At 62.3% G+C, this 15733-nt stretch carries 14 protein-coding genes; 9 read left to right on the top strand and 5 right to left on the bottom strand.

The annotated features are described in order from the left end of the window. Positions 1-35: 35 nt before the first annotated feature. The 5 genes from LPJGGPFB_RS17225 (at position 36) to LPJGGPFB_RS17205 (ending at position 7112) form a co-directional block, all read left to right on the top strand. Complete coding sequence (locus tag LPJGGPFB_RS17225; protein WP_234902922.1) at positions 36-1460, top strand: extracellular solute-binding protein; 1425 nt, start codon at positions 36-38, stop codon at positions 1458-1460. Further along, positions 1447-2631 (top strand): ADP-ribosylglycohydrolase family protein, encoded by a 1185-nt coding sequence (locus tag LPJGGPFB_RS17220; protein WP_173421184.1) that lies wholly within the window; start codon positions 1447-1449, stop codon positions 2629-2631. Before LPJGGPFB_RS17225 ends, LPJGGPFB_RS17220 begins: the two co-directional genes overlap by 14 nt. Positions 2632-2648: 17 nt before the next feature. Continuing rightward, entirely contained in the window at positions 2649-4757 is a 2109-nt protein-coding gene (locus LPJGGPFB_RS17215) for an ADP-ribosylglycohydrolase family protein (protein ID WP_234902921.1), read from the top strand. 88 nt (positions 4758-4845) lie between these two features. Then, entirely contained in the window at positions 4846-5901 is a 1056-nt protein-coding gene (locus tag LPJGGPFB_RS17210) for an ABC transporter ATP-binding protein (protein ID WP_173421183.1), read from the top strand. Further along, positions 5898-7112, top strand: a complete 1215-nt coding sequence (locus LPJGGPFB_RS17205; RefSeq protein ID WP_173421182.1) for a CaiB/BaiF CoA transferase family protein — start codon at positions 5898-5900, stop codon at positions 7110-7112. The genes LPJGGPFB_RS17210 and LPJGGPFB_RS17205 overlap by 4 nt, the downstream gene beginning before the upstream one ends. Positions 7113-7249: 137 nt before the next feature. On the opposite strand, the gene LPJGGPFB_RS17200 is transcribed toward LPJGGPFB_RS17205, so the two are convergent. Beyond that, positions 7250-7687 (bottom strand): hypothetical protein, encoded by a 438-nt coding sequence (locus tag LPJGGPFB_RS17200; protein WP_173421181.1) that lies wholly within the window; start codon positions 7685-7687, stop codon positions 7250-7252. Between the two features lie 224 nt (positions 7688-7911). On the opposite strand from LPJGGPFB_RS17200, the gene LPJGGPFB_RS17195 reads away from it, so the two are divergent. The 3 genes from LPJGGPFB_RS17195 (at position 7912) to LPJGGPFB_RS17185 (ending at position 10993) form a co-directional block, all read left to right on the top strand. Continuing rightward, positions 7912-8247 carry a hypothetical protein gene (locus LPJGGPFB_RS17195; protein ID WP_234902920.1) on the top strand — a complete coding sequence of 112 codons (336 nt, stop codon included), beginning with the start codon at positions 7912-7914 and terminating at the stop codon, positions 8245-8247. Between the two features lie 546 nt (positions 8248-8793). Then, a complete protein-coding gene (locus LPJGGPFB_RS17190) occupies positions 8794-10743 on the top strand; it encodes a hypothetical protein (protein ID WP_173421180.1) in 1950 nt (649 codons plus the stop codon). Positions 10744-10774: 31 nt separating this feature from the next. Continuing rightward, entirely contained in the window at positions 10775-10993 is a 219-nt protein-coding gene (locus LPJGGPFB_RS17185) for a hypothetical protein (protein ID WP_173421179.1), read from the top strand. A 257-nt stretch (positions 10994-11250) separates the two neighbouring features. On the opposite strand, the gene LPJGGPFB_RS17180 is transcribed toward LPJGGPFB_RS17185, so the two are convergent. From LPJGGPFB_RS17180 to LPJGGPFB_RS17165, 4 genes are all read right to left on the bottom strand, one after another. Continuing rightward, positions 11251-11697, bottom strand: a complete 447-nt coding sequence (locus LPJGGPFB_RS17180) for a GNAT family N-acetyltransferase (RefSeq protein ID WP_173421178.1) — start codon at positions 11695-11697, stop codon at positions 11251-11253. A 239-nt stretch (positions 11698-11936) separates the two neighbouring features. Further along, entirely contained in the window at positions 11937-12527 is a 591-nt protein-coding gene (locus tag LPJGGPFB_RS17175; protein WP_173421177.1) for a TetR family transcriptional regulator, read from the bottom strand. 210 nt (positions 12528-12737) lie between these two features. Then, a complete protein-coding gene (locus LPJGGPFB_RS17170; protein ID WP_173421176.1) occupies positions 12738-13313 on the bottom strand; it encodes a hypothetical protein in 576 nt (191 codons plus the stop codon). 329 nt (positions 13314-13642) lie between these two features. Continuing rightward, positions 13643-15004, bottom strand: a complete 1362-nt coding sequence (locus LPJGGPFB_RS17165; protein WP_427858285.1) for a dicarboxylate/amino acid:cation symporter — start codon at positions 15002-15004, stop codon at positions 13643-13645. Positions 15005-15265: 261 nt separating this feature from the next. Here LPJGGPFB_RS17165 and LPJGGPFB_RS17160 point away from each other — a divergent pair, with 261 nt between their 5' ends. Next, positions 15266-15697, top strand: coding sequence for an OsmC family protein (locus LPJGGPFB_RS17160; RefSeq protein WP_173421174.1), 432 nt, complete (start codon positions 15266-15268; stop codon positions 15695-15697). The last annotated feature ends 36 nt before the right edge of the window (positions 15698-15733 follow it).

Raw genomic sequence — 15733 nt, 5'->3', positions numbered from 1 at the left:
CAAACAAAGAAGCCTATCTAAACGGAGGAGACGAAATGCTTAGAAAAATGGTCCTGCTGGCATCGACTGCGCTAGCACTCAGCCTCGGTGCTGCCGCCCCGACATTGGCCGAACCGGTCAAGATCCGGGTGGTGTCCAAGGACTTCACCCCGTCCAACCCCGACGACGTCAAGCACCTCAAGCGCATTGAGGAAGCGCTCCGGGCGCAGGGCACCGATCTGGACATCGAACTCGTCGACCTGCCGTCTTCAGGCTATGCCGACAAGCTGTCGGTGATGCTGCTGTCGGGCGATATTCCGGACCTGATCTATTTCCAAGGCGGCGACGCCAAGATGGTCGAGCAGGGCGTGCTCGAGGATCTCGGCCCGATGCTGGCCGACACCAAGTACCTGAAGGACGCGCTGTGGCCGCACAATGTCGAGCGCCTCAAGAACTACCCCTACCTTCTCTATGTCTATCCGGTGCGCGGGCCCCAGCCGGTGATCCGCAAGGACTGGCTGGAAAAGACCGGCCTCAAGGCGCCTGAAACCGTCGAAGACTATGTCACCCTGTTCAAGGCGATCAAGGACGGCGATCTCGACGGCAACGGTGTCGCCGACAGCTATGGCGTGACCACGGCCGATAACACTAACGAGCTCGATTCCATCTTCAACCAGGCATTCGGCATCACCGGCACCTGGATGAAGAACGCGGGCGGCGAATGGGTGCATGCGCGCACCACCACGCAGGAGAAGGACAAGATCGCCTTCTACGCATCGCTGCGCGAACAGGGCCTCTACGATCCCGAATACATCACCACCAAGTTCGACGTGAAGGAAGACAAGTTCTACACCGGCCGCGCCGGCGTGATCTTCGGCTCCTCCGGCGAGGTCATCGACATCTATGGCGGCAAGATGCGTCAGGTGCATCCGGGCACCGAGCTCGTGCTCCTGTCGCCGCCGAAGGGACCGGGCGGCCAGGGTCTCGCCGCCGTCGACGTCTCCAAGGAATCGCGCGGATTTGCGATCTCGTCGGTGTCGGAACACAAGGCCGAAGTGATGAAGCTGCTGGACTTCATGGCAAGCCCAGAAGGCCAGATGTTCGACCGCCTCGGCTTCGAAGGCCAGGAATACACCAAGGACGGCGACGCCTATAAGGTCACCGACAAGATCGCCACCTGGTATGCCCGCTTCATGGTGGCGGCCAACTGGACCCCGCCCGTTGTCTGGCAGTCGGAAGCGGCCCAGCAGTCGCTGGCGACGATCCAGAAGGACTTCAAGCCGGACAATACCTTTGTCTGGCCGGCCGATTACGCCGCCGATCTCGACGCCACCGAAAACGTCTACCGCTCCTGGGTCTACAAGTTCATCTCCGGCGCCGCCAAGATGGATCAGTGGGATCAGTACGTCGCGGAGTGGGAAGCGGCCGGTGGCAAACGCCTCAACGAGTATGCAAGGACTGTTCTCGATGCACAAAAGTAGCGTTCAAGGGCTCTCTCTCAAAGGGAGAGTCCGCGCGCTCATCCATGGCGTCGCGCTTGGCGACGCCATGGGGGCGCCGGTCGAAAAACTGCCGGCCGCCGAAATCGCTAAGCGATATGGCCGGGTCAGCTCGCTGGACACCGAGTGGCACAAGATGTCGCTTGACGCTACCGCCCGCAACGGCCGGGTGCGCGGCAACGGCATCGTCACCGACGACACGCTGATGACGCTCTGCCTCATGGATATCTATGGTGACGTCGGCCGGCATCTCGATGCCTGGGACATGGCCGACGGTATGGTCAGGCAGATCGCCTGGGTGCCGCGCTACGTGCCGGAACTGCAGCGCGAAGCGATGCTGATCGAGCGCCTTTTCTATCCGGAGAAATGGATCTTCCAGCGCCACCAGCTGACATCGTGCGATCCGCGCCAGGGCGGCATCGGCAACATGGTCAATTGTGGTGCCGCGATGTATGTCGCGCCAATCGGCGTCGTCAACGCCTGCGATCCGAGGGCCGCCTATGACGAGGCGATCGCGTTTGCCTCCGGCCACCAGGAGAGTTTCGGGCTTGAGGCGGCGGGCGTGTTTGCCGCTGCGGTTGCCGCGGCGTTCGTTCCGGGAACTGATATCGAAGGCGTGATCGAAGCCGTTCTGGCATTGGCCAAGGACGGGACGCGCAACGCCATTGCCGACATCGCAGACGTTGCCCGCAAGCTCAAGGTGCAAGGTGCTGATCATCAGACGGTCGTTGCCGCCTTCCATGCGGCGATCGCGCCCTATTCTCCCATGGGCGACGACGTCAACCACACACCCGCCAAGGCAGGTCGTCTGACGGCTGCCTATCAGCCGAGCCGCCTCGGCTCGATCGAAGAGCTGCCGCTGGCGCTCGGTTTCTGCCTGTTCAACGACGGCGACTTCCGCCGCTCGATCGAGGACGGCATCAATTCCGGTCGCGATACTGACTCCATCGGCGTCATGGCCGGTGCGATCCTCGGCGCGATGCATGGCGAAGGTGTCATCGACGACGCCGACCATGCCCTCCTCGACCGGGCGAACCGGCTCGACCTCAGCGCTTCGGCCGATCGCTTCACCGAAGTGGCAACGACCATGCTTGCCGCCGACCAGGCGGCCGCCGACCGGCGGGCCAGCTTCCGCGCCGCCCTCACATTCTGATCGATAACGAAAGACGCATGATGCCCAAGCTCAGCAAAGAGACGATTTACGAGAAGATCTATGCCGGTTTCATCGGCAAGGCCATTGGCGTTCGCCTGGGCGCCCCGGTCGAACCGACGATCTGGAGCTATGAGCGCGTCCAGAAGACCTATGGCGAAGTCACCCAGTATCTGCGGGACTTCAAGAATTTCGCCGCTGACGACGACACCAACGGCCCGGTCTACTTCATTCGCGCTCTGCGCGACTACGGTCTGAAGGCGAGTGCTGCCGATGTCGGCAAGACCTGGGTGAACTATGCTGCCGAAGAGCACGGCATGTACTGGTGGGGCGGCTTCGGCGTATCGACCGAACACACCGCCTATCGCAACCTGCGTGCCGGCATTCCTGCGCCGCAATCCGGATCGATCGCTCAGAACGGCGCGACTGTTGCCGAGCAGATCGGCGGGCAGATCTTCATCGACAGCTGGGGCTGGGTGCATCCGGGTGAGCCGCAGAAGGCAGCCGACGCTTCGGCTCGCGCTGCAAGCGTTGCTCATGACGGCGACGGCCTGAACGGCGCGCGCTTCTGCGCCGCCGCCATCGCTGGGGCTTTCGAGGCGACCTCGATCGCCGAGGTGATCGCCGCCGCCATGGCGACCATCGACGCGAAATCCACCTATGCCCGCGTGGCGCAGGCGGTGATCGACTTCCACAAGGCCAATCCCGGCAACTGGCGCGCCTGCCGCGACATGCTGACTGCCGATTGGGGCTATGACCGTTATCCCGGAGTCTGCCACATCATCCCCAATGCCGGCGTGACCGTCATGGCGATCCTCTATGGCGAAGGCGACCTGCCGCGCACTGCCGAGATCGCCACCATGGCCGGCTGGGACACCGACTGCAACGCCGGCAATGCCGGTGCCATCGTCGGCACCTTCCAGGGGCTTCAGCCGGGTTGGGACAAGTACAGAAAGCCGATCAACGACTTCATCGTTGCCTCCGGAGTCGTCGGCTCGATCAATATCGTCGACATCCCGTCCTTTGCCCGGGAACTGACGGTGCTGGCGCTGCAACTGCGTGGTGACGACGTGCCGGCTCTCTGGTTGGAAGACTTCACCCGCCGTGGCGTCCGCTTCGACTTCGATCTGCCCGGATCGACCCACGGTTTCCGCACCGAAGGCTTCAACCAGATCAGCCTCAAGGGTTCGACCGAAAAGCAGGCCGAAGGCTCGCGCGGTTCGCTTGAAATCCAACTCGACCGGCTCGAGCGTGGCCAGGGCGGACGCATCTTCTGGAAGCCCTTCTATCGCCGCTCCGATTTCGACGACGAGCGCTACCGCCCGATGTTCTCGCCACTGGTCGATGCCGGCCAGACGGTGTCGTTCAAGCTATGGCTCGATCCGTGGAACGGTGACGGCAACCTGCGCGTCGCGCCCTATATCCGCCGCGCCATGTCCGGCGCGATCGAGGAGACCGGCGCGTGGCACGTGCCCAATCATGAGGGTTGGCAGGACTATTCCTTCACCGTGCCGGAAGGCGCCGAGGCGATCGACGAGATCGGCATCCAGGTCGAGTATTTCGGCCGGCTGAAATTCCTCGGCCGCCTGTTCCTCGCCGATTTCAAGGTCGAGGGCGCTGGCCACACCGTCATCGATCCCAGGGGCGAAGTGCAGGAATGGGGTTCGATTTCGCGCTTCACCTGGAACCGTGGTCACTGGACCCTGCAGGATGGCCGCATCCACGCTCATACGGCCAATGATGCCGATCTGTGGACGGGCCATTACTACGCCCGCGACGTCGAGGTGCTGGCGGATGTCAAGCCGCTCGCCGGGCCGTCGCAGCTGGTGACGGCGCGTGTTCACGGCACGAGCCGGTTCTATGCCGCAGGCTTCGACGGCGATGAGGTGGTCATCCTCAAGGAGGATTTCGGCACCACCGTTCTGGCGCGCGCACCGTTCAAGCGCGAACTTGGCAAGAGCTACGGCTTCGCGTTCACCCTCAAGGGTGATGCATTGTCCTTCGCCATCGACGGCAAGCCGCTGATCGAGGCGAGCGATGACCAGTTCGTCTATGGCATGGCCGGTCTTCGCCTGGGTGCGCTCGGTCGCATGAGCGTCGGAACCATCGAGATCGTCGAGACTGCCTGAGCGGTCTAGTTCCCGCCCGCCGGCCTGTGAAACGGGCCGGCGGGCGGCGCCAAGAGCCGCACCGGCGCATCAAATGGGAGGAGAGACCATGTCCGAGATCGAACTCAGGAATGTGGGAAAGAGCTACGGCAGCATGTCGGTGCTCGATGATATTTCGCTCGACATGGGCAGCGGCGAATTCGTCGTCCTGGTCGGTCCGTCCGGTTGCGGCAAGTCGACCTTGCTGCGCATGATCGCCGGGCTCGAGGACATCAGTGCCGGCGAGATCACCATCGGTGGCCGCATCGTCAACGACATGCCGGCCAAGGAACGTGACCTTGCCATGGTGTTCCAGAGCTACGCGCTCTATCCGCACATGAAGGTCGCCGACAATATGAGCTTCGCGCTGAAACTTGCCGGCGTGTCGAAGAGCGAGATCAAGCGTCGCGTCGACGAGGCCGCCGACATCCTCGGGCTCGGGCACCTGCTCGAACGGCTGCCGCGCGAACTGTCGGGCGGCCAGCGCCAGCGTGTGGCCATGGGGCGCGCCATCGTGCGCGACCCGCGCGCCTTCCTCTTCGACGAGCCGCTTTCCAACCTCGATGCAAAGCTTCGGGTGAAGATGCGCGGCGAGATCAAGAAGCTGCATCAGCGCCTCGGCAAGACGACGATCTACGTCACCCACGACCAGACGGAAGCCATGACCATGGCCGACAAGATCGTGGTTCTGAACGGCGGCAAGATCGAGCAGATGGGGCCGCCGCTGGAGCTCTACAAGAACCCGCAGAACCTGTTCGTCGCCAGCTTCATCGGCTCGCCTGAGATCAACCTCTTGCGCGGCGAGGTCGATGGCCAGATGCTGCGGCTTGCCGATGGCGCCCGGCTGCCGCTGCCCACAGGTCACGGGCTCGTTTCGGGGCGCAAGATCGTTTACGGCATCCGCCCGCAGCACATCCACCTTGCCGACAGTGGCATCGCGGCCGAGGTCGTGCTGGTCGAGCCGACCGGGGATGCGCAGGAGGTGATGCTTCGGGTCGAGACCACCGACATCACAATGGTTCTTGGCGAAAGCGCGCTTCTGCAGTCGGGCGCGAAGGTGACAATCGGCTTCGACACGGCCAATGTGCTTTTGTTCGACGACAAGACGGGCGGGCGCCTCCAATGAACGATTTCGTCAGAAAGCACTGGGATCCTGATGCCGAAGGGCCGCTTCAGGGGATCAAGGTGCTTGACCTTTCGCGTCTGGTCGCCGGCAACATGCTGTCGCTGCAGCTTGCCGATTTCGGCGCCGACGTGATCAAGATCGAGCCGCCGGCGGGCGACCCGCTGCGCGAGTGGAAGGACGAAGGCCTGTCGTTGTTCTGGAAGACCTATGGGCGCAACAAGCGCTCGGTGATCCTCAACCTCAGGGAAACGGCCGATCGCGAGGCACTCTGGGCACTGGTCGCGAGCGCCGACGTTTTCATCGAGAATTTCCGCCCGGGAACACTGGAACAGATGGGCTTCGGCCCGGACGTGCTTCTCGCACGCAATCCCGATCTCGTCGTCGTGCGCGTGTCCGGCTTCGGCCAGACCGGTCCCTATGCGGCATTTCCCGGCTTCGGCACTATCGTCGAAGGCATGAGCGGCTACGCCTACCGCACCGGCTTTCCCGACCGGGAGCCGGTGCTGCCGCCCTTGGCGCTCGCCGACATGATCGCCGGCGTATACGGCATGTCGGCGACGATGACCGCGCTGTTTGCGCGCGAAAAGGGCAGGGCACGCGGACAGGTCATCGACCTGTCGCTGCTGGAGCCGATCTTCTCGGTTCTCGGCCCAGAGGCCGCGATCTATGCGCTCAACGGCACCGTCAAGGAGCGCATCGGCAGCGCCTCGAACACCGCCTGCCCGCGCAACGTCTATCAATGCGCCGACGGCAAGTACGTCGCGCTCTCGGGCTCGACGCCCGCCGTCGCCCGACGGATCTTCGAGATCATCGGCCGCGCCGACATGAACGAGGATCCGCGGTTTCGTTCCAACAGCGAGCGCCTCAAGCATCGCGATCTGGTCGATGAGGCGATCGGTGCCTGGTTTGCTGTTCGTTCCCACGACGAGGCGCTCGCCGTTATGCGAGACAGCGGCGCAACGGTCGGACCGATCTACAACATTGCCGACGCGACCGAGGACGCGCATTTTTCCGAGCGCGAGGTGATCGTATCGCTCGACGATGCGGAGCACGGGCCGCTGCCCATGCACAACATCGTGCCGCGACTGTCCGAAACGCCGGGGCGCTTCCGGCTGCCGGCGCCGGGTCTCGGGGAGCACACGGCCGAGGTGCTGGCGGAGGTCGGGCTCTCCGCTGCGACGGTCGCTGCCATCACGGATGCCGGCCGTTAAGCCTCGCGACACCGAAACCGCGTGACGAAGACGTGAAGGAAGCCGGGTGGCAAGGCCGCACTTTGCGCCCGGCGGCCCCGGCAGGCTGCCACCAGCCCATGTCGACATGCACAGCGTCACGCATTCCGGGGCCAGTGTCAGCCGAAGAACAAGGCGCGCATGCGGGCCAGCAGGCCGCTGCGTTCGCCGTTCAGAATCGACCGGACGAGCCCGGCTGCCGTCGCGGCATGCACCGTTGCACCGAAGTGGCAGTAGCAGATCACGCCGTGAAGCTGCCAGTCGCGTAGCCCGAAGAACCGGAGCGCCTCGCCGTAGGTATCGTCTTCCAGGCCGGCGGCCCGCAGCATCGGGTCGTTGAACGCCACGGAAATTGGCGAACCGTCGCTGCGCAAGGTATCGCGCACGGCGGCCGACTGGTGCTCGGTTTCATAGAGCGTCGCTAGATGGCGGGTCGGGCTCTGCTCGAGAAGCTCCGCCCAGCGTTCCAGGCGCTCGCTGTGGGACATGTTCAGCGGACGGACGTCCGGTTCGATCTGCGCGAAGACCTGCAATTGCTCGCGTGTATGGTGCTTCATTGTCGCCTCCATTTGGACGATAGATGCGCTGCGCCAACCCTTTTCCCTGGAGTGAGCGTGACTCTTGTCGGGCGTGAAGTCCAATCACGATGACGCCCCCTGATCCGCCTTCGAGACGATGCGGCGACGTTGCGTCCACAGGCAACATGCCTGACCTTTGGGGAGGACCCAGATTTCGCCATCTTGTGGGATCACGCCGACTGCCTGTTGCAAGGGAGGCATCCATGAAGACGAAGGCGCGCGACCGCGAACTCATCGACGCGATGAGACGATATTTCGTGGCAAAGGCCGAGCTGTCCGCGCTGCGGGCGGCACTCGAACAGGCCAGGCGTGTCACAGGTGAAGACATCGGCGGTTTCTACGATCCGCGGACCAATGTCGCCCACGCCGATCAGATCCGGCGATCGCATGCCCTCAACGCCGAGATGCGTTTGCTGATGGATCGGGCCGCAGCCTGGGGTCGCCTGGAGGTTGTCGAGCTGGAGAAAGGTCATGCGTCAGAAGAGCCGGAAACCGCGTTGCCGCCAGCCGGCAATCCGGCCGGGTCCTCCACCGCATAACCGCGGCGAGCCGGGCAGCCGATCCGGCTCACACGACAGTCACTGTCCCAACGAAGCGCACCCCGGCCGCATGGACGATATGCAGGTGCAGATCAACGCCAACCGCACTCCGGGGATCAGTGCTGGCTTGGTGTTTCCTCGCAGTGATCGCGGCGCTTTTGGTCGCGGTCGAAAGAAGGGCGAGACGATTGGCGGCTGCCCGCGACCCGCGAAAACAAAGGCGAAGTATAGGGGCGCTGCGGTCATTCGGCCCGCGGCAGAAGGTCGTTTTCGGTCATCGCGCTGCAAGTTTGGTCAGAACCTGAAATGAAGCATAGAATAGCTGTCGTCAGACGATCGAGCGGTGTTGGGGCGCTATGACAACCTCTGCTTTGCCTCGCGTGAGTTCCCGGTTGAATTCTGCGCGCTATTACGACAAACTCCGTCTCGCAATCGTTTGTCCACACGCTCCCTAGATTACAGGCCGAGAGGCTTACACACTGCCGTTGGGTCTTCTTTTGGCGCAGGGGTGCTGATCAATATTGGCGGAACGGCCCTAAGGTACAAATGACCTTCTTTCTGCAAACCTTTGGTGGCTTGAAGCTCGTCGACTCAGAGGGGCGGCAAGTTGCCTACCCCGAAAAAGGTTTGTTGCTTCTGGCCTATCTGCTGACGATCAGGGAAGGGGCCGAGCATCGCGCCGCCATGGCCGCATTCCTGTGGGGAGACGAGGACAACGCCGTGTCCCTCGTCAACATGCGCAAGATGATATCCAGGATAAAGCTCCGCCAAGACGAACTCGGTGCACAGCTCCTCTCCTTTTCCAGCAATATGATCCACGTCGAACGGCTGGCGGTGTCGTCGGACATGGTCTGGGTTGCCGATGAGGATGAGGCGGACCCCTTGCGTCAGTTGCGCAATCTCGCGACGCTGATGCATCGTTCGTTCCTGGGGCCTGTCGGCTGCCAGAGCCGTGACTTCTACGGATGGTTTGCCGAGCAGAAAGACCGTCAGAATACCCTTCTCAAAGCGCTGCTGAAGAGGGTGTCGCGTGTGGCGCGCTCGGACGAAGACGCCGAAATTCTCAAGGATGCGGGGATACTGCTCATCGGAGCGGAGCGCGCCGATCCGGACACTCTGCAGCTGCTTGTCGAAGTCTTCAACGCCGAAGAAGAGGTCGACCAGCTCCGCAAAATTCTCGAGAAGCGGAGCAACGCGCTGGCGCGCGGTGCTGATCTGGTCAACGCCACGGCGAACCGGGATGCCAGACAAACAGCTGCGAGCGCACAGGCCCATCCCTCGCTCGTCAGCATATCAGAGCAACGCCCTCATGTTGAACCTGACGACATGCGCCGGCATGCGGTACCTCGTTTGGTGCTGTTGCCTCCAAGCGATCATATCGGGCGCCCGGACAGCCGCTTCATCGCGAACGCCTTGATCGAGGACATCACGATCGGGTTTTGCGCGTTCAACAGTCTACAGGTCATCGCCCACCATTCCGCCGTCCAGATCGGCCATCAGCTCGAAGACCAGGCGGATTTCTTTCAACGCCACGCTCTCAATTACATCCTCGACAGCCGGATCAGCAATCAGACAAGCGAAGGAACGTTGTTCGTTCAGCTTGTCTTTTTCCCCGACAACGAGGTCGTGTGGGCGGAACGGTTCAGCCTGAGCCAACCCGACCTCGTCGCTGCCCGCCGCGTGATCGCACGAAACATCGCGCTTTCGGTTTCAAGCGAGATCGAACGGCACGAGGCGACGCGGCTTTACAGGGAACTGAACCCGGCGGCCTACCACAGTTATCTCGTGGGAAGACGGCATTTGAACCGGCTCACGCTGCCCGACCTTCGGCGTGCGCGCAAGGAAATGAAGACGGCCCTGCACGCGAGCACCGATTTTGCTCCGGCGCTGAGTTCGATCGCCAGAACCTATTCCAAGGAATGGTTGCTGACCGCACGGGGCGATATCGAGCTGCTGAAATCCGCCGAGGGGTTTGCGGTGCGCGCAATCGATGCGCGCCGGAACATGGCCGATGGCTACCGAGAGCTTGGCGTCGCCAAGCTTTTGCAGGGCGCATTCGATGAAAGCGCCGAGGCGATGGAACTGGCCGAGACGCTGGGGCCGCACTACGCCGATATCATTGCCGATCATGCGGATACGCTGGTCCATTGTTCTCTTCCCGGCAAGGCGTTGCAGAAGATCGAACGGGCGATCGAGCTCAATCCCTTGAGCCCGGACTCCTATCTCTGGACCGCCGCGGGCGCAAACTACGCGCTGAGCCAATTCGAGACCTCGCTGGACTATATCGGCCGTATGGCCGATCCGAGCCTGGCCGACAGGCTCTCGGCTGCGAACTGGGCGATGTTGGACCAGAAGGACAAGGCGCGTGTCTTTGTTCGCCGCGTGCGCGAAGCCAACCCCAACTTCGATCTGGAAACGTGGCTCGCGGCTGTTCCGAGCAAGGAACAATGGCACAGGGACCTCTATCGAGACGGCTTGAAGAGGGCGGGATTTTAACCGGAGCAATCCATCGTGAGAGGGGAAGTGAATGACTAAAGTTGTTGTGATCGGTATCGAGGGTGAAAAGGGGCTTTGGGTGGTCGATCTGGACGCTCGCAGTGTCGAGCCTCTCGAAACGCCGAAGTCAGGCGGACTGAAGACCGTCGCAGATCTGCGTGCAACGGGGGTGAGCGTGATCAAGGGTGCGGATGTGGCGCTGGTGGTCAAATCGGCTGCCGCGGCGTCGTCTGGCCACTACGAGGGGTAAGCGCTGGTGTAGAAGCAGGGCTCGCTCGCTGCCGACGCAATGCGAACGGTGGCGACGGCTTCCTCGGTTTTGTGGCGTCGTCGCCTCTCAGGGGCTGTTGCCTGATCCTCGAATGGGATCGGGGTGGCGGGGAACCTTTCGACCGGGTTTGAGGTGTTCCTGCGCTGCGCGTAACGCATGGCGCAGGACCATTGTTGCGCGACCCGTCGTTGTCAGGCGGCCATCGGTGCTGGCGCGGCCCGCGCAAGCCTTTCGCGCTATCCAAAGGACTTCGAGTAGACCCTCAGCTTCGCAACCTGTTTGTAGTCGCTGGCCTTGTAGTATTCCGCAGCGGCTCCCTGGCTTTGCGACAGGAGCCAAGCACTTGAAAAACCGGCGTTGTGAGCTTCTGCTTCAAGCAGTTTAAGCAGCCGTTTTCCAATGCCCCTGCCTTGATGAGATGGAAGGACGGCGATCTCGGGTATGTATAGGCCCCTGCCGGAAGCGGATGTGTGCGGGAGGCCGATGGCAAACCCGAGCAATTGTCCGGCCTCAAGGGCGCCGACCCCTATCCAGCCCTGTGTGGTCGACAATTCGCCCATGCGTGCCGTCGCCCCCTCCAGCGACCACTCTTCATTCCAAGGCGGCTCCACATAAGCCTGCACGATGATCGTCGCTGCCTGTGACGCCTGGCCCTCAGTAATGCGCTGAAAGATGACCGGCATCCAAGCTCCGCTTTGCCTGTATTTCCTCAAATCGGCATTGATCCGAGGAGAAGATTGTAATGCGCTGCTGCCACAGAAGCGCCGATTGTTGAGTATTCGAATCCTCGGAGATTAACAACTCTACGGTATCGTTTGTTTCATCTAAAACGTACAAATTGAAAATTGAGTGGTGTCGGCGATGGCCGGTTTCGAGTACGGCGCCAAGGCATCCGCTCTTCCGATCCGGGTGTCTCGTCACGTCATGCGATATCTTTCAGCGACCGAAGATAGCTCGGGATCGTTCGCTGAAAGACCGCGCTAACGGTCTCTTTTCCTTCGAGCAGGCAGAGAAGTCCGCCGCCCTCGATCAATGCCAGGCACTGGTCGGCAACGACCTCCGGCAACAGGCAAGAGCGCAGTCGCCCCGCCTCCTGATCTTGCCGCACGGCGGCGGCAATCTCAGCGCGGGCCGTTGCGATCTGCTGCGTTATCACGGACTTCACCTTTGGCAAGATCGAGAAGATGAAGCGATAATAGGCGTTTACATCGGGTGTGACGGTGGCGATTTCCGCAATGAGGCGCTCGTAGCCGGCGCACAGCTCATTGATCACATGCTCAAGGTTGGCCTCGCCTCCGGGCTGGGCCGCAGTCTCTGCCGGTTCAAAAAAGCGAACAAAGAAATACTCGATCGCGGCGTCGTGCAGCGCGTCCTTGTCCTTGAAGTGGTGATAGACGGCACCCTTCGACAGGCCGGATGCTTCGACCAGATCCGACATGCTGGTATTCTCGTATCCACGTTCCAGAAACAGCCGGAATGCGCACTCGATGATGGAGGTCTTGGTGTCTTTCACGATGTCTCCGCAATGGGTCGGAACTTGGCCTCGGCGTAAGTCCGCCGATATCGACCGGGGCCAACCTGTTGAAACCGCCCTGGAGATCCGCAACGACATTGCCCCCTAGCCTTTGTCGAGCGCCGTGCCGGGCGAACGCGGTTGGTATCCGGATCGCTCGACCGCGCCCTGATGCCAGCTTGTCGAGATCTCGAATGAAGACGCCATCGATCAGGCCCGTCCTTCTGGCGCGCAGGCCGCTTGGGAACAGGAATAGTGATCCACTGCAAAGCTGAAGAGCACCTTCAGCATGAACAGGGCGAAAACGATCGACATGAAGGGGGACACGCCGGGGTATAGCGCAAGCCAGCTCAGGCCCGCGGCCAGCAGAGACCCACCGGCAAACGTCTGTAGCGGGTTTGATTTCAACACGTTGACGACAACGGCACCGGCGATCGTGTAGCCCCACACGACCAACGAGGCCGCGAAGTCGGTGCCCAGCAGAAGGGCGACGATGATCACGTGGACATGGATTGCGATGAAGATCCACCGGTTGCGCGGCCGAGCGGCGTAAAAGTCGTTCGTGGATCGCGTGAAGTTCGCGACGCAACCGGCAGCGATATCGAGCACGAGGATCAGCGCCAACGCGCTTCTCCACAGCGGCACCGACGCCAGAAAATCCGGAAATCTGGTGGCGAGGGCGACAGGCAGAGCGATGCCGAACGAGATTGTCGCGGCCAGTTCCGGCAGGGTTTGCTGCAACCCGAAGACATCGTGGAGGTGGCGATGCACGGCAATGGGCTTCAACAGGTATCTCCATCACAAACCGAACGGTCGGTTTGTCTCATGCTGCATGTCTTCCGTCAATGTCTGTCAGCGTGACGGCGAAGAGCCTCTCTCCGAAAGAGGTACGGCGTGGGGAGCGATGCGGGAGGACGCGCGCTCACGGTTCGCGCCGGGTCGCCCCGTGACTTCGGAAGGCGCGTTGCGAACGCAGGACCGCCGGGACGCCGGCCTCAGCTGCCGATCAAGGGGGTCGCTCGGCATGCGCAGGGTTGCCCGCCGTTGGGCGCAAAAAGGCCGGCAAGAATGCCGGCCTTCGTCGTCCGTTGTACCAATTTTGCAGCCTGAAAAAATCAGGCGGCCTGAAGAACTGCGTCCGGCTCCGGATCTTCAATCGACTTCCCGGCATTGTATACGGTCTCGTCGAGAATGCCTTCGCGCTTGGCAACGATCGTCGGCACCAGTGCCTGTCCGGCGACATTGACGGCGGTGCGGCCCATGTCGAGGATCGGGTCGATGGCGAGCAGAAGGCCCACACCCTCAAGGGGAAGCCCAAGCGTCGACAGTGTCAGCGTCAGCATGACCGTTGCGCCGGTGAGGCCGGCGGTCGCTGCCGAGCCGAGCACCGAGACGAAGACGATCAGGACATATTCCTGGATGCCGAGCGGCACGCCGAAGAACTGCGCGATGAAGATAGCCGAGATCGCCGGATAGATGGCAGCGCAACCGTCCATCTTGGTCGTTGCGCCGAGCGGCACGGCAAAGGCGGCATATTCGCGCGGCACGCCGAGGCTCTTTTCCGTCACGGTTTCGGTGACGGGAAGGGTGCCGACCGACGAGCGCGACACGAAGGCCAGCTGGATTGCCGGCCAGGCGCCGGCGAAGAAGCGCGAGGGCTTCAGGCCATGTGCGACCAGCAGCGCCGGATAGACGACGAACAGCACGATGGCGAGGCCGATATAGACGGCCGCGGCGTACCAGCCGAGCTGCGCCAGCGTTCCCCAGCCATATTGCGCCACGGCGCGGCCGAGCAGGCCGATGGTGCCGAGCGGCGTCAGCCGAATGACCCACCAAAGGATCTTGCGGACGATGACGAGCAGCGACTGGTTGAAGGCGAGAAAGGGCTTGGCTGCGTCGCCCGCTTTCAACGCGGCCGTGCCGAAGACGATCGAGACGACGAGGATCTGCAGGACGTTGAAATTCAGCGACGTGCTGGCGCTACCCTCCGTCAGCTTGGTGCTTGCCTCCAGGCCCAGAATGTTGGCGGGGACAAGGCCCTTGAGGAAATCGAGCCAGGACCCGGAATAGGAGGGTGCCTTGGCAGCTTCCTGCGATACGGTCGAGCCTATGCCGGGCTCGATGATGAGGCCGAGCGCAATCGCGATGACAACGGCGATGAGCGAGGTGATCGCGAACCAGAGAAGCGTTTGCCAGACCAGCTTTGCCGCATTCTGAAGCGTCGCCAGATTGGCGATCGAAGCGACGATCGCGGTGAAGACCAGCGGCGGGACCAGGGCGCGCAGAAGCTGCACGAAGATGGTGCCGATCGTCTGCAATGTCACGGTCAGCCAGTTGGGGTTGCCGGCCGCGTCGACGCCCATGTTGCGGGCGATGAGGCCGAGCAGCAGACCGATGACCATGGCTGCGAGAACCTGGAAGCCGAACGACAGGAAGAACGGCTTCGGCGGGGATTTGATGGAAGCTTGGGACACGATTTACACTCGATTGATTGGTGGAGCGGAGCGTGAGGGAGGCAGCGTCCGCAACGAGGGCAAATTAGTCAAGGTTGTAAGGGAGTTTAAGCAACCGTTTCGCGCGCGACGCATGATAGGCGGAATAATTTTCCCGGCAGGCGGGCGAGCTTCGGTGCACCGCCGCATTTTCGAGCGTCGGCGAGCCAATCCGTGCAGCGTCATACCAATCCGCCGATACCGCCCTATCTGCAAGGCCGTAGATGTCACCCGGAGGAGATGAGCATGCAGATCAATCGCACTGGACAGGCAAAATGGGCCGGCGGTCTCAAGGACGGCAAGGGGCAGATTTCGACGCAGAGCGGGGCCTTGAAAGACTATCCCTACGGCTTTGCAGCTCGTTTCGAGGGCGTGCCGGGCACAAACCCGGAGGAACTCATCGGCGCGGCTCATGCCGGTTGTTTCACCATGGCATTGTCGCTGATCCTGGGAGAGGCCGGGCTCACGGCCGAGAGCATGGAAACGACCGCCAAGGTCACGCTCGAATCCGTCGCCGACGGCTTTGCCATCACCGCGATCCATCTGTCCCTGAAGGGACGTGTGCCGGGCGCGGATCTCGCAACATTCACCGAACTCGCCAACAAGGCGAAAGCGGGATGCCCGGTGTCAAAGGCGCTTGGTGCAGTTCCCATCACACTCGACGTCAGCCTGGCATGATCGGGATCAGCCGGGCATGACTGGCATCAGCGCGGC

This window comes from Ensifer adhaerens, assembly GCF_013283195.1.
In the GTDB taxonomy this organism is placed as follows: Bacteria; Pseudomonadota; Alphaproteobacteria; order Rhizobiales; family Rhizobiaceae; genus Ensifer; species Ensifer adhaerens_G.
Note: the sequence above shows the minus strand (reverse complement) of the source record. Positions and strands in the feature narration are given on the sequence as shown.

Excerpts from the sequence above, each read along its gene's own strand:
- LPJGGPFB_RS17205 (WP_173421182.1), top strand. The coding sequence starts at position 5,898 with ATGAACGATTTCGTCAGAAAGCACTGGGATCCTGATGCCGAAGGGCCG.
- LPJGGPFB_RS17210 (WP_173421183.1), top strand. The coding sequence starts at position 4,846 with ATGTCCGAGATCGAACTCAGGAATGTGGGAAAGAGCTACGGCAGCATG.
- LPJGGPFB_RS17220 (WP_173421184.1), top strand. The coding sequence starts at position 1,447 with ATGCACAAAAGTAGCGTTCAAGGGCTCTCTCTCAAAGGGAGAGTCCGC.
- LPJGGPFB_RS17215 (WP_234902921.1), top strand. The coding sequence starts at position 2,649 with ATGATGCCCAAGCTCAGCAAAGAGACGATTTACGAGAAGATCTATGCC.
- LPJGGPFB_RS17190 (WP_173421180.1), top strand. The coding sequence starts at position 8,794 with ATGACCTTCTTTCTGCAAACCTTTGGTGGCTTGAAGCTCGTCGACTCA.
- LPJGGPFB_RS17225 (WP_234902922.1), top strand. The coding sequence starts at position 36 with ATGCTTAGAAAAATGGTCCTGCTGGCATCGACTGCGCTAGCACTCAGC.
- LPJGGPFB_RS17180 (WP_173421178.1), bottom strand. The coding sequence starts at position 11,697 with ATGCCGGTCATCTTTCAGCGCATTACTGAGGGCCAGGCGTCACAGGCA.
- LPJGGPFB_RS17185 (WP_173421179.1), top strand. The coding sequence starts at position 10,775 with ATGACTAAAGTTGTTGTGATCGGTATCGAGGGTGAAAAGGGGCTTTGG.
- LPJGGPFB_RS17160 (WP_173421174.1), top strand. The coding sequence starts at position 15,266 with ATGCAGATCAATCGCACTGGACAGGCAAAATGGGCCGGCGGTCTCAAG.
- LPJGGPFB_RS17200 (WP_173421181.1), bottom strand. The coding sequence starts at position 7,687 with ATGAAGCACCATACACGCGAGCAATTGCAGGTCTTCGCGCAGATCGAA.
- LPJGGPFB_RS17195 (WP_234902920.1), top strand. The coding sequence starts at position 7,912 with ATGAAGACGAAGGCGCGCGACCGCGAACTCATCGACGCGATGAGACGA.